Here is a 12,271-nt window from a genome sequence, read left to right as displayed (position 1 = left end):
CTCCTTATCTATCTAAGAACCTTCTTATCGAGATTATACTGCCACAGGTACCTACTCCTACTCCAAGCGCAATGAATATGAGCATTACGTTAGGAATCAGGTATCCTGTTGGGACTACAGGCACCGATAGCATCCTCATGATATCAGGTCCAACTACTCCGATGAGTCTCGAATATATAACAAACATTAGCGCCGTTGAAATGGTCGCAGACACAAACCCGAGAATAATCCCCTCAAACAAGAACGGTCCTCTTACGAACCAGTCCGTCGCTCCAAGGTATTTCATTATGCTTATCTCTTTAGAACGTGCAAATACAGTTAGCTTAATAGTATTAGCAACGATGATAACCGATACGATTATAAGGAAAATCATTGTAATAATCGACGCTGTCTGAATGAAATTCGTTATCCTCTGCAGCTTCTCAACTGTATCCTGATAGTACTTAATATCTTCAACACCAGAAATGGATGTTGCACTCTTGGAAAGCTTATCTGCTACCGACTTATCCTTAACATACACGAGATATGAGTTAGGTAGCGGGTTATCCGCAAGGCTATCGAGAAGATAACCGTTATCTCCCCAGCGTTTCTTCATGATCTTTATCGCATCTGCCTTAGATCTGAACTCAACCTTGTCCACACCTTCTGTGGACTTAAGTTTGCTCCCGATATCATTATTTACAGCATCTGTATTGTTATCGTTTAAGAAGACCTCAACGATATTGTAATCCTGTTTGATAACATTGGCAAAAAGGTCAACGTTTACAAATGCTACGAAGAATAATCCGAGGATAAGCATCATCGCCGAAATAGCAAGTACGGCAGTGATATTCATACCCTTGTTACGACCAATCTGCGAAACCGACTGCTTGAGAGTGTACTTTGCTCTAGAAAACATATTTATCTACCCCCTCATCGTAATCGTAGTATTCTTCTTCGTTATAGAATCCATATTGCCCCTGCTCATCACGGACAATATGACCATCTTCAATCGCTACTACACGCTTATTCATCTGGTCAACGATGTCCTTCGCATGCGTAACCATGAGGATTGTGGTACCACGAAGATTAATCTTATCCAGGATTTCCATAATTTCCATGGCCGTAATAGGGTCAAGATTTCCAGTTGGCTCGTCGGCGATAAGTACTCTAGGATTATTGACAATCGCTCTAGCGATGCCGACACGCTGCTGCTCACCAGCACTGAGCTCATTAGGATATCTATCCTGCTTATCAAGAATGCCGACTAGGTCAAGTACGTATGGGACCTGTCTCCTGATATCCTTGCGCTTAGCATGTACTACTTCCATAGCAAAAGCGACGTTTTCATACACTGTCTTCTTTTCAAGAAGTCTGAAATCCTGGAACACCATTCCAATCTTCTGCCTCAGTTCTGGGATCTCCCTTCTGGACAATCTTGTTATATCCTTACCGGCAACTACAATGGTTCCCTTGTCTGTGCTAATTTCATTGAGTATAAGCCTTACAAAGGTTGTCTTGCCCGCACCACTCGGTCCAACGAGGAAGACGAAATCACCTTTCTCAATACGAACAGTTGCGTTCTCTAGTCCTACGTTGTTGCCATAATGTTTAGTAACATTCTTAAATTCGATCATATGACCTCCTAGATACACCAACAGATTGTAGTATTATACACCAAAAACGCTGAAAAATAAACAAAAGGCACTACAAAAGCACGGTACAGAGTCACTATACCGTGCCATTTTTCAACAAATTCAATCGCAAATCTTCACACAAAAACTGAATAGCGCAAAATATTGTTGTGCGTACTTCGAGAGCCACTACATATCAGCATTTAACAACCACCATAGCTTTTATGCATTATCTGAATTGCGTAATATTAACTTAAAACCTTGGATAAGAAGTTCTTCGTTCTCTCCTCTGACGGATTTACAAGAACCTCTTCGGGTGTTCCCTGCTCGACGATAACGCCATCATCCATGAATATGACCTTATCAGCTACCTCCTTGGCAAACCCCATCTCGTGAGTGACCACAATCATCGCCAACCCTTCCTTGGCTAAGTCCTTCATTACATCTAGAACCTCTCCTACCATCTCAGGATCAAGTGCAGATGTAGGCTCGTCAAAGAGCATTATCTCAGGATCCATAGCTAGAGCTCTGGCTATCGCAACACGCTGCTGCTGACCTCCTGATAGGGAGCGCGGATAGGCATTAGCTTTGTTATCAAGTCCAACTCGCGTAAGAAGCTCCATGGCTTTTGCTTCAGCATCAGCCTTGCTCACACCTTTAACATTGATAGGTGCACAGGTCACGTTCTCGAGTACTGTCATATGCGGGAAGAGGTTGAAGTTCTGGAACACCATACCCATCTTAGTTCTGATTTCATTGATATTCTGGCTCGTCACGAGTTCTCCATCGATGTATACTTCTCCGGATGTAGGAATTTCAAGTAAATTGATGCATCTAAGCATCGTGGATTTTCCAGAGCCTGAAGGTCCTACTATGCAGAGCACCTCCGCCTCGCTTACTGTCTGATCGATGCCCTTTAGCACTTCATTATCTCCATATGATTTATATAGCTTCTTAATCTCTATCATTATGCTGCTCCTCCCTCGAGCACTGGTTTGTTTTTCTCTTCCCCTATCTTCTTCTCACTTCCCTTGCCACGTCGCTCAAGAACAGCGATTAGCTTAGAAAGAGGCAGTGTTAGTAACAGATAAGCTAACGCTACGCCTATGTATGCTGGAAACGCTTCAAATGTTGCTGCGCTAAGCAGTGTACCCTTACGCAAAATCTCATGTACTCCTACATAACTCAGAACAGATGTCTCCTTGATAAGTGTTACAAACTCATTTCCAACCGCTGGAAGTATAATCTTAACAGCCTGCGGAATGATGATAAGTCTCATAGCCATAGTCTTACTCATACCGAGCGACCTCGCTGCTTCCATCTGTCCTTTATCCACAGCCTGGATTCCGCTGCGAATTACCTCAGACATATATGCGGCACTATTAAGCCCACAAACGATTATAGCAGGTATGATTAGGTTTGCCCATTTGAAGTAAAACAGATGTGTTTGTATGAACTCCGGTATTCCATAGGCGAATATAAGCGCCTGCACGAGCATAGGGGTACCCCTAACTATATCGACATATAGCTTTGAGATCCCACTTAAAAATCTATTCTTTGATGTTCTCATGAGAGCAATCAGTAGTCCGACTACCGAGCCTATGGCAACTGATAATACGCTTACAAATACAGTTGCGGGAATTCCCTTACATGAAACTAGAAAACCTGTGATATAAGCATCCATTTTGATTCCTTACTTTCTATAATCATTTAACGATATGAATATAGTAACACCATTTTATCTGTAAATCAATAATTTATTGTATTTATTTTAGTATATTAGTATATTTATGCAGATAAATGGGCGTGCATAATTTCTCATATGAATAAAAAACTCACCTTCTGCAAGGTGAGCAAAGTTTTTTAGGGGCTAGATATTTTAGGGGCAAATTTTGTATATGAAAAGCGAGGCAATTTTTACTCTTGCCCCGCTTTTCACTTTCTCATAATATGTTTTTGGGTAAACATCTGAGAAAGGAATTCATATGAATATTATCACATCTTTACTTGACATAGAAGACAATGCCTTTCCCAAATATTGTATCAGTAGTAGATTCTTTTCACGTAATGCAATGGCTCATTCATTCTCTTGACATATTTCTTAGAAACTTACAAAAAGGAATATAAAAGACGAGATGAATCTAGGGAACAAATACACTATATTAAAAATACCCTCCTTACCTAATTCCTTAGTAAAGAGGGCATTTATCGAATGATTATCATCTGTTTTAATTCTAAACGTTCTCTTATACAATACTTGTATATCAAAAACAAATAGAACTATTTAGGTGTCTAACCTCCATCTGGACTTAGCATATAAAGGTGGAACGAGTTATATTTTGAGCCATAACTCTTAGCTTTACTTCTCTTCTTTGAGCATTTGCATTGTGCTATTGCTCCACTCTTACAACCAGAAACACAAATTAATAAGCATTGTGACATAGGTGTAATCTCTCTGGATCCTACACTCTTCTTCGCTAGTTCTAACATTATACACACCTCCTTTCTTTCTATATATTTGTCAACATATTATGTTGATAAAGAATTCTGTATAATGGTTTGCTCTACTGATTCAAAATTTTCAAAGCTCCCTTTTTTCAAATCGTTATCTGTAAATTCATAATTTAATTTTTCTTTAATATCAATTACTACAAGAACAAGTTCTCTAATCGGAATTTGCAGTGTCTCATCAAAAAGACTGTGACATCTCAAATCTTGTCTTTCATCAAAATTTATATTTACCCGCTTTTGAAATATTTTTATTAATATTTCATGTATTGATGAATTATTACTCATCGCTAATTTCCTCCAAATAAAAACCATGCAATATACCTATTATAGCATCTGCTAAGCTGTCACCATCCTTGCCGTTATCAAACACCACTTTACTATTCTTTTGCACGATTTCGTTTAAGTTGGTCTTTACAAATTCTCTATCTATACTGAGATATGTTGCTTCATTATATCTTTCTGATTCTTCCAAGCAAACTTTTTTATTTGTTACATTGCATACATCAAATGTTTTCCCATATCTTTCACTAAGATCTTTGATGATGTAATCAATATCGCAATCAAGATAGTTGTTAAACGGAATATTTACTGTAATACAATCAGGATTTACTGCCCTTATTGCATTGAATAAATAATCATCCATACACTTCACAACTTTATTTGTCATCTGAGTTATACCACTTGGTATTTCTAGTAAAATTAAATCTACATCTTGGGTATATTCTACAAATTTAATCGCATGATTAATATTTAATACTAATCCTAAACTAGTTGGAATCTCCCATATTTTGTTTAAATGCTTAATCGAAAATACTTTATTGTCATTATCCTCAAAATCACAAACAAAGGAAGTTACTTTGTACCCTTTTTCAATTAAGGACTTATGTAACATCCTAATCGTTGCATTTGTATCCAGTCCGTTAAAAAGTCCTGTTACGAACACAATTGGAGTTGAAATACTATAAAGTTCTTGACTTTCTACTTCATAATTCATGGAATCGATATTGTCAAAATCATAATTTAAACAAAAATTTTTTCTGTTTTCCTTATCTAGATTGAATCCCACATGCTTTAAGACTGTGTAATCTTTAAATGTATCTTCAATTGAACATCTTGTTGCCTTGCACTTATTAAGAATTTTTTTCGAAGAAATACCATCCGCATCTTCTACTCCTGTTAAACATATCTCACAAAAAGAATATGCCCAACACTCTCTACAGATTTCAAACGTGTAGTCTTGTATATTGGAAAGTGCTTTTATTTTATCAATATCTAGTCCAGTATCTATATTACCAATATTCGTTGTATCGTAAATTTCACTGACACGTTCACATGGATAAAATTTACCTTCAACTGTTACAAAAAGCTTCTGAACACCAGGAATGCATCCTCCGGCTCTATGCCCCTCACAAGGTAAAAATTCCCTTCCTCCTAACCGTTCATCTAGTTCACAAATTCTTAAAAACTTTAAATCTAATAATTTATGTGGGATTTCATTTATTAGACCTAATCTAGATAAAAAGCAAACAAATTCATTATAAGAATACTCCCCCATAAATTTATTAGAAACACTATTAGCTTTTTTACTATAATTGTTAGAAATAAAGCTAGAAGTTATAACCGAATCAGATAACATTGGTTCATTGGAAAAGAACTCCTCAACTGTTTTGTATCCTTCGCTATTTAAAACAGTGTTAAAATGAACCATTTCTCGATAATATTCAGGATGATTTTCATATAAGTATTTAATATTATTCCACACATCATCGAAACTTCCTTTATTTGAAATAGCATATCGTCGTGAAGCATCGTGAACATCTCTTGGTCCATCTAAACTCACCATTATCGAAACATTATTTTTAACAAAATAATCAGAAATATCTTCTGATAAAAGAGTGCCATTTGTTGTAATATTTAAATACAATGCTTTGTCTGTACATACTTGCTTAATATACTCTATACATCTTTTAATCAAACTAAAGTTACATAATGGTTCTCCTCCATAAAACCCAAAGTAAAGTGTCTTACAATCTGCAGATCGCTCCACAATAAAATCTATAGACCTTTTTGCCGTATCCCAACTCATCATATTATTCTGATGTGTCCTATTATCATATCCTCCAGAATATATGCAATATCCGCATCTAAGATTACATCCTTGAGAAACTTGAAGCAAAAGTGTATCTAAATGGTTCTGTAAGAAAAATTGAATATAATCTAAATCAGGATGTTTTGATAACATGACTTTATCACTTCTCAAATATCCACGATTTATCAGATGCTTAATTTCACTATTGCAGTAAAACCTCTCATCTATCGTATTATTATTTTCACATTTGTAAAGAATTTCAAATACCTCTTCTGATATTCTTACTATTTCATTTTTATTTACATCGTAAAAATAATTTCCTACGGATGTTCTGAAAACGTGAATAAATGGTATGTTTTTCCTTTTGTTAACCATACATACGGCCTCCACATAGTCTCCTACACATATTTTAGATAAATTTCATTAGTAATTTGATCATATGCACTTTCTCTGTGAGATACTTCTATAATTATTTTTTCCTTTACTGAATCTATAGCATAATTCCTAATTGATTTTCGAGCTTCTTCATCCAAGGATGCATCGATTTCATCAAAAATATAAACATCAGCCTTTCTATATAATGCTCTTGCAATGGCCAGTCGTTGCCATTCTCCTCCTGATAAATCTGTCTCTCCAAACCAACTTCCAATTAATGTGTTTATACCTATGTCCTGAACTTTATCATTTAATTGCACTTTGACTAAAGTGTCAAATATTCTATCGTAATCAATAGTCGAATAAATATTTGAATATGTTACATTGTCTAAAAAACTTGATTCAAATTTAGCATAATCTTGAAAAACACAACTTATACATTTTCTATATGTATCTAAATTTATAAATTTCAAGTCAATACCATTGATTTTTATAGTTCCTTCATAGTCAGTGTATAGTCCCGATAATATTTTAATCAATGTTGTTTTGCCAGAGCCATTACAGCCCTGTATTCTCACATGTTCTCCTTTTTTAATCTTTGCATTTAAATTACTCAGTACAACAATATCCCCATATTTATAAGAAACATTTTCCAGCTCAATACATTCAATAGAATTAATATCTTTTAAATTGATATCACGTTGTGACTGCACAGTACTGTTATCTAAATCATAATTCAGATAATCAAACAACATTGAAACATACAGTGCTTCACTCGCTAGTTCTTCCACTCCATCACATATATTTTCTGTACTATCAAATATATTACTTACACAGTCAACATACGCACTAAAATCACCTATCATCAATTCGCGCAAAAAGGTTTTTACGATAATAAATAAGAGTATACATCCATTTAAAACCCATGAAACTCCATCAAACAAGATGCTTATTAATAAATTGCTTCGATATATATATCGATCTTGTTCATTAAATTTAGTCTGAAAATCATCATATTTATTCACAAAGTATCTACTTAAATTTAGAAATTTAATATCCTTGATACCGCGTCCCATCATTAATAAATATTTTATATACCAAGCCTTTCGCTCTTCTATTGTTCGATTAAAATGAATAATAAATCTTTTTTTATCTATTTTATATGAAACAAATGCTTTTGATACTGGGACTCCCACGCAAGGGATAATAATCCACCACCTAAAGCTTATTAATATCGATACGGCTCCTATTATTGAAACAAAATCTCTAACTATAGAACCAGTTCTTCTTACAACTGAAATGATTGCTGTCCCATTTTGACTTTGCGCTCTTGTAATCAAGTTATATGTATCAGGATTTTCATAATCTTTAAGATTAAATTCATCTGTTTTTTTTAACATCTTAATACTTAACGACTTATTAAACTCCTGTTCAAATAAAGAACTGTAATAGTTATACATACTAAGTATCAGCCCTAATGTTAAATTGACAATACAATATACAATTAGCAATACTACTATGCTTCTGAATGATCCATGTACATCTTGCAAATTATTCATTAACCTTTGTATAATTTTTATCGATATAATTGGTGCTATTCCACTAATTATCATGACTATATAAGTCAAAAATATAAAGATTTTGCTATGCTTCAGAACTTCGGAAACTGATAATATTATACTTTTGCTTATTTGACCTGGTCTTATACTTGGTTTCAAACGTCTCACCTATCAATTACTGTTTAAATAACTCGTTTCTATTTGTCTAAAATTTATCACTGTGACAATTTATTGTCAATATATATTTTGATTGATTGTATTATTTTTTTAATTAATAAACTGCAATATATAATATAGCTTTTGTTTCAACATCTTATGTATATATTTCTTGAACGCGCTATCAAAAAATATATACAGATATCACACAGTTTACAATTCTCACAGAATACTATTTCTATGGAGTAAATAACCCCAATACACCTTGAAATTTCAAGAGTTACAAGCATTTTCACCAACTCTGTTTGTCCACCCTGTATCTTCTTTCAAAAAATATATAACCGCTACATCCGTTGAAATTCCAACAGATGTAGCGGTTAGCATCAACATATTTTCTCTAAAAACCTACATTGCACTCTAATTTGAAAAATCTCTTTTTCAAATTAGACATCAATATATAAACCTACTTCTCATCCTCGTCATTTACAAGTCTCATGAAACGCTTATCAAATGCCAGCATAACAAAACCGCATGCAAGGATTAAAGCAGCAACTACACCATAAGCCTTAATAAACGAAAATCTCTCAAGGAAATTATACAGTGGTCCATATCCAAGACCCGCAAAGAAAATTACAAACGGCCAAACACCTAAAAGTGTCCCTAGCAACTGCTTAGGTGCATACTCATTAATGAACGCATTTCCAAGAGGAGAAAATACAACTTCTCCTACGGTCATAGATAAAGCAGCTAATATGATAATCCAGATTCCAACAGGAGTACCCTTACCTTCCTTAGCTAGCATAGCAGCAAATACCATGAAAAGTATACAGAATCCTAGCAGCAGAATACCTATTGCAGTCTTCTTCCACATACTCCAGTCACCTTTAGCGCGTTTGGACATCTTATACCAAATAGTCGCAAATATTGGACAAAGAATTATACAGAATAGACCGTTCGCAGAATCAAACCACGCTGTAGGCATAGTGAAATTACCTATAGTCCAATCAGCCCATCCTCTACCGCCTTGTCCAGCTGGTCCAAACTCATAGTATACAGGCATGTATACCATATACCATATGAGCCAGAAAATTCCAGAAAATACAGTTACTATAACGATTGCTGCAACACGTTTCTTTTCTCTTAAAGTAAGTGGTTCAGCAGTCTTCTCCACAGTTTCATTTGTTTCTTCGGATCTATTATCGACTTTGAATGGTCTCTTTCCTGCATCATTCTTTAAAAATCTAACTCCGAAAATCCACCAGAGTGTATCTATAACCATAAATATTCCACACGCAAGGAATAGACTTCTGTATCCGTACTTTAATGCAATCAAAGACAGGAATGTCGTTCCACAGAATGAGCCAATGTTAACAAATGAATACTGCCAACTAAATACCTTGATAAGTAATTGATCTTCTCCTTCAAATTGTCTTCCGTTTACGCCAGACAATACACCCTTAAAAAATCCTGTTCCAATCGCTACCAAAGCAATGCACAGTATTAAGCTCGTTTTACTATTTGCTTGCCATGCAACAAAGTATCCTGCACCCATCAATAGTTCTCCAACTGGTACAAGTATTCTAGGACTTATCCATCTGTCAGCAATCCAGCCGCCAATTAGCGGTGTAATATATGTGAAGGCAACCAACCATGACTGTAAAAGTGCACCTTCACCCTTAGTGAGTCCAAGACCTCCTTCTGCCACTTTCAAAACGGCAAAAACCACCATTCCCCATTTAGCTGCATAGTACGCAAGTCTCTCAAACGAAAAAGAGAGGGCGCATACATAAAACCCAAAAGGGAGTTTTCTTGATGTAGCTTCCATTTTTTCAAACCTCCTAAAGTAATAAAAATATAATTGCAAGTAACGAATATATATTAGGTATTAATATAATACGTTTCGCCAATTGCTCTTGAACCCAATTCCCTCGAGTCCATATGTTATAAAACAATTCATACTATATCACTTATTCATCACATTGTAAATTGAATTTGTACTAATTTCATATTATTTTGTTAAATTTTTACTAGCTAAAAACAAAATCCACTCTGAACCTTAGTATTTGCAAAAGAAAAAGCAACCCTTGTGTGAAGAATAATTCACTAAAAGAGTTGCTATTTTTTTATAATTTCAAGTTCTTTTATTATTTTTAATCTTTACGCGATTACTTTCTTAACGGCTTTAACGATATCAGCCTTTGTAAGTCCGTATTTTTCTCTGAGCTCAGCAGGCTTTCCCGATTCTCCAAAAGTATCCTTCTGACCTACCATTTCAACTCTCACAGGTTTATTCTTAACAACGACTTCTGCCACTGCACAACCGAGTCCACCTATAATTGAATGTTCTTCTGCAGTTACAATCGGACCATTCTCCTTGGCTGCGCTTATAATCGCCGCCTCATCAATCGGCTTGATGGTATGCATATCGATTACACGAGCATAGACTCCTTCACCAGCAAGCTCTTCAGCCGCTTCAAGCGCATCTGATACCATGATTCCAGTTGCAATGATCGTCACATCGCTGCCTTCCCGAATTACATTTGCCTTCCCAATCTTGATATCAGAACTCTCATCATAAATCACTGGTACACCAGATCTGCCCAGTCTAACGTACGCAGGGCCCTCTGTATCAACCACTTCATTTAATAGTTTCTTGGCGCTTACAGCATCAGCAGGATTTACAACGAGCATACCAGGAATCTCCCTCATAAGCGCGATATCTTCAAAAGTCTGATGGCTCGCACCATCCTCTCCTACTGTAATACCTGCGTGAGTTGCGCACACCTTTACATTTGCATTTGTATAACCAATTGAATTTCTTATAATTTCATATGCCCTGCCTGCAGCGAACATAGCGAATGTACTAGCACACACAACATGCCCTGAAAGAGCAATTCCCGCTGCCTCAGCCATTAAATCCTGTTCAGCAATGCCGCAGTTTACGAATCTTTCAGGATAAGCTTGTGCAAATCCCTTAGTCTTGGTCGAACCAGATAGGTCTGCATCCATAACGATAAGATCCTCGCGCTCCCTGCCCTTTTCCACCAGGAATTCTCCGTATGCAGCCCTAGTTGCAATCTTATCAGCCATTAGTTGTCACCTCCAAGTTCTTTTATCGCAGCAGCTAGCTCCTCGTCGCTTGGCGCCTTACCATGCCAGCCAGCATTATCTTCCATAAATGATACACCCTTCCCCTTATGTGTATGAGCGATAATTGCAGTTGGAACTCCACCGCACTTCTTTGCTTCATCAAATGCCGTGGTCAGTTCTTCAAAATTATGACCATCTACGTTTATCACGTTCCACCCAAAGCTCCTAAACTTCTCGTCTACCGGGCACACGCACTTTACATCGCTTACCTTGCCATCAATCTGAAGTCCATTCAGATCAACGATTGCAACTAAGTTGTCGAGTTTCCTATGAGCCGCTTGCATCGCAGCCTCCCACACGATTCCCTCTTGAAGTTCTCCGTCACCAGTGAGCGCATACACTCTACCAGGATTTTTATCAATCTTACCTGCGATAGCCATTCCTACTGCAGCAGAAAATCCCTGTCCGAGCGAGCCTGTCGACATCTCAATCCCAGGAACCTTGCTCATATTAGGATGTCCTTGGAATTTGCTGCCCACCTGTCTGAGCGTCATCATTTCGTTTACTTCGTAAAAGCCTCTCTCCCCGAGTGCTGCATAAAGCGCAGGAACCGCATGTCCCTTGGATAACACAAATTTATCTCTATCTGCCATCTTCGGATTCTTTGGGTCGATATTTAGCTCACCAAAATATAGCGTTGCAAGAATATCAGCAGAAGATAATGAACCTCCCGGATGACCTGACTTTGCGGCATGAATTGCCTTTAGAGCATTGATTCTGATTCTGCGCGCTTTTTCAGCGAGCTCAGCATAGTTGTTAGTATTCACCATATCCTCCTACAATGAAATTTTGAAAACTAATTGTGTTATTTGTGTTTA

General features: G+C 36.5%; 11 protein-coding genes. All 11 read right to left on the bottom strand.

Features of this window, described 5'->3' with window-relative positions:
* Positions 1-4 precede the first annotated feature (4 nt).
* The gene (gene ftsX, locus Q7O90_RS04495; RefSeq protein ID WP_106056190.1) at positions 5-898 is read right to left on the bottom strand and encodes a permease-like cell division protein FtsX; all 894 of its coding nucleotides are present in this window, start codon (positions 896-898) and stop codon (positions 5-7) included.
* A complete protein-coding gene (gene ftsE, locus Q7O90_RS04490; RefSeq protein ID WP_106056188.1) occupies positions 888-1,616 on the bottom strand; it encodes a cell division ATP-binding protein FtsE in 729 nt (242 codons plus the stop codon). The genes ftsX and ftsE overlap by 11 nt, the downstream gene beginning before the upstream one ends.
* 245 nt (positions 1,617-1,861) lie before the next feature.
* Complete coding sequence (locus Q7O90_RS04485) at positions 1,862-2,581, bottom strand: amino acid ABC transporter ATP-binding protein (protein ID WP_304128020.1); 720 nt, start codon at positions 2,579-2,581, stop codon at positions 1,862-1,864.
* The gene (locus Q7O90_RS04480; protein WP_106056184.1) at positions 2,581-3,297 is read right to left on the bottom strand and encodes an amino acid ABC transporter permease; all 717 of its coding nucleotides are present in this window, start codon (positions 3,295-3,297) and stop codon (positions 2,581-2,583) included. Before Q7O90_RS04480 ends, Q7O90_RS04485 begins: the two co-directional genes overlap by 1 nt.
* A gap of 608 nt (positions 3,298-3,905) precedes the next feature.
* Positions 3,906-4,103: a hypothetical protein gene (locus Q7O90_RS04475; RefSeq protein WP_304128015.1), complete on the bottom strand. Its 198-nt coding sequence runs from the start codon at positions 4,101-4,103 to the stop codon at positions 3,906-3,908.
* Positions 4,104-4,142: 39 nt separating this feature from the next.
* Positions 4,143-4,409 (bottom strand): hypothetical protein, encoded by a 267-nt coding sequence (locus Q7O90_RS04470; RefSeq protein WP_304128013.1) that lies wholly within the window; start codon positions 4,407-4,409, stop codon positions 4,143-4,145.
* A complete protein-coding gene (gene ccpM / locus Q7O90_RS04465; protein ID WP_304128010.1) occupies positions 4,402-6,588 on the bottom strand; it encodes a Cys-rich peptide radical SAM maturase CcpM in 2,187 nt (728 codons plus the stop codon). The genes Q7O90_RS04470 and ccpM overlap by 8 nt, the downstream gene beginning before the upstream one ends.
* A 23-nt stretch (positions 6,589-6,611) precedes the next feature.
* Positions 6,612-8,306, bottom strand: coding sequence for an ATP-binding cassette domain-containing protein (locus tag Q7O90_RS04460; RefSeq protein WP_304128008.1), 1,695 nt, complete (start codon positions 8,304-8,306; stop codon positions 6,612-6,614).
* Positions 8,307-8,766: 460 nt separating this feature from the next.
* On the bottom strand, positions 8,767-10,128 hold the full coding sequence (locus tag Q7O90_RS04455) for a peptide MFS transporter (protein ID WP_304128005.1): 1,362 nt from the start codon (positions 10,126-10,128) through the stop codon (positions 8,767-8,769).
* Positions 10,129-10,460: 332 nt separating this feature from the next.
* Entirely contained in the window at positions 10,461-11,393 is a 933-nt protein-coding gene (locus tag Q7O90_RS04450) for a transketolase family protein (protein ID WP_304128001.1), read from the bottom strand.
* Positions 11,393-12,223 carry a transketolase gene (locus Q7O90_RS04445; RefSeq protein WP_304127998.1) on the bottom strand — a complete coding sequence of 277 codons (831 nt, stop codon included), beginning with the start codon at positions 12,221-12,223 and terminating at the stop codon, positions 11,393-11,395. The genes Q7O90_RS04450 and Q7O90_RS04445 overlap by 1 nt, the downstream gene beginning before the upstream one ends.
* Positions 12,224-12,271: the final 48 nt, after the last annotated feature.

Origin of the sequence: Mogibacterium diversum (assembly GCF_938028775.1) — a bacterium.
GTDB classification, from domain to species: Bacteria; Bacillota; Clostridia; order Peptostreptococcales; family Anaerovoracaceae; genus Mogibacterium; species Mogibacterium diversum_A.
Note: the sequence above shows the minus strand (reverse complement) of the source record. Positions and strands in the feature narration are given on the sequence as shown.

What these genes read in the sequence shown, in the direction of transcription:
- ftsX (WP_106056190.1), bottom strand. Translation starts at nt 898, where the DNA reads ATGTTTTCTAGAGCAAAGTACACTCTCAAGCAGTCGGTTTCGCAGATT.
- ftsE (WP_106056188.1), bottom strand. Translation starts at nt 1,616, where the DNA reads ATGATCGAATTTAAGAATGTTACTAAACATTATGGCAACAACGTAGGA.
- Q7O90_RS04485 (WP_304128020.1), bottom strand. Translation starts at nt 2,581, where the DNA reads ATGATAGAGATTAAGAAGCTATATAAATCATATGGAGATAATGAAGTG.
- Q7O90_RS04480 (WP_106056184.1), bottom strand. Translation starts at nt 3,297, where the DNA reads ATGGATGCTTATATCACAGGTTTTCTAGTTTCATGTAAGGGAATTCCC.
- Q7O90_RS04475 (WP_304128015.1), bottom strand. Translation starts at nt 4,103, where the DNA reads ATGTTAGAACTAGCGAAGAAGAGTGTAGGATCCAGAGAGATTACACCT.
- Q7O90_RS04470 (WP_304128013.1), bottom strand. Translation starts at nt 4,409, where the DNA reads ATGAGTAATAATTCATCAATACATGAAATATTAATAAAAATATTTCAA.
- ccpM (WP_304128010.1), bottom strand. Translation starts at nt 6,588, where the DNA reads ATGGTTAACAAAAGGAAAAACATACCATTTATTCACGTTTTCAGAACA.
- Q7O90_RS04455 (WP_304128005.1), bottom strand. Translation starts at nt 10,128, where the DNA reads ATGGAAGCTACATCAAGAAAACTCCCTTTTGGGTTTTATGTATGCGCC.
- Q7O90_RS04450 (WP_304128001.1), bottom strand. Translation starts at nt 11,393, where the DNA reads ATGGCTGATAAGATTGCAACTAGGGCTGCATACGGAGAATTCCTGGTG.
- Q7O90_RS04445 (WP_304127998.1), bottom strand. Translation starts at nt 12,223, where the DNA reads ATGGTGAATACTAACAACTATGCTGAGCTCGCTGAAAAAGCGCGCAGA.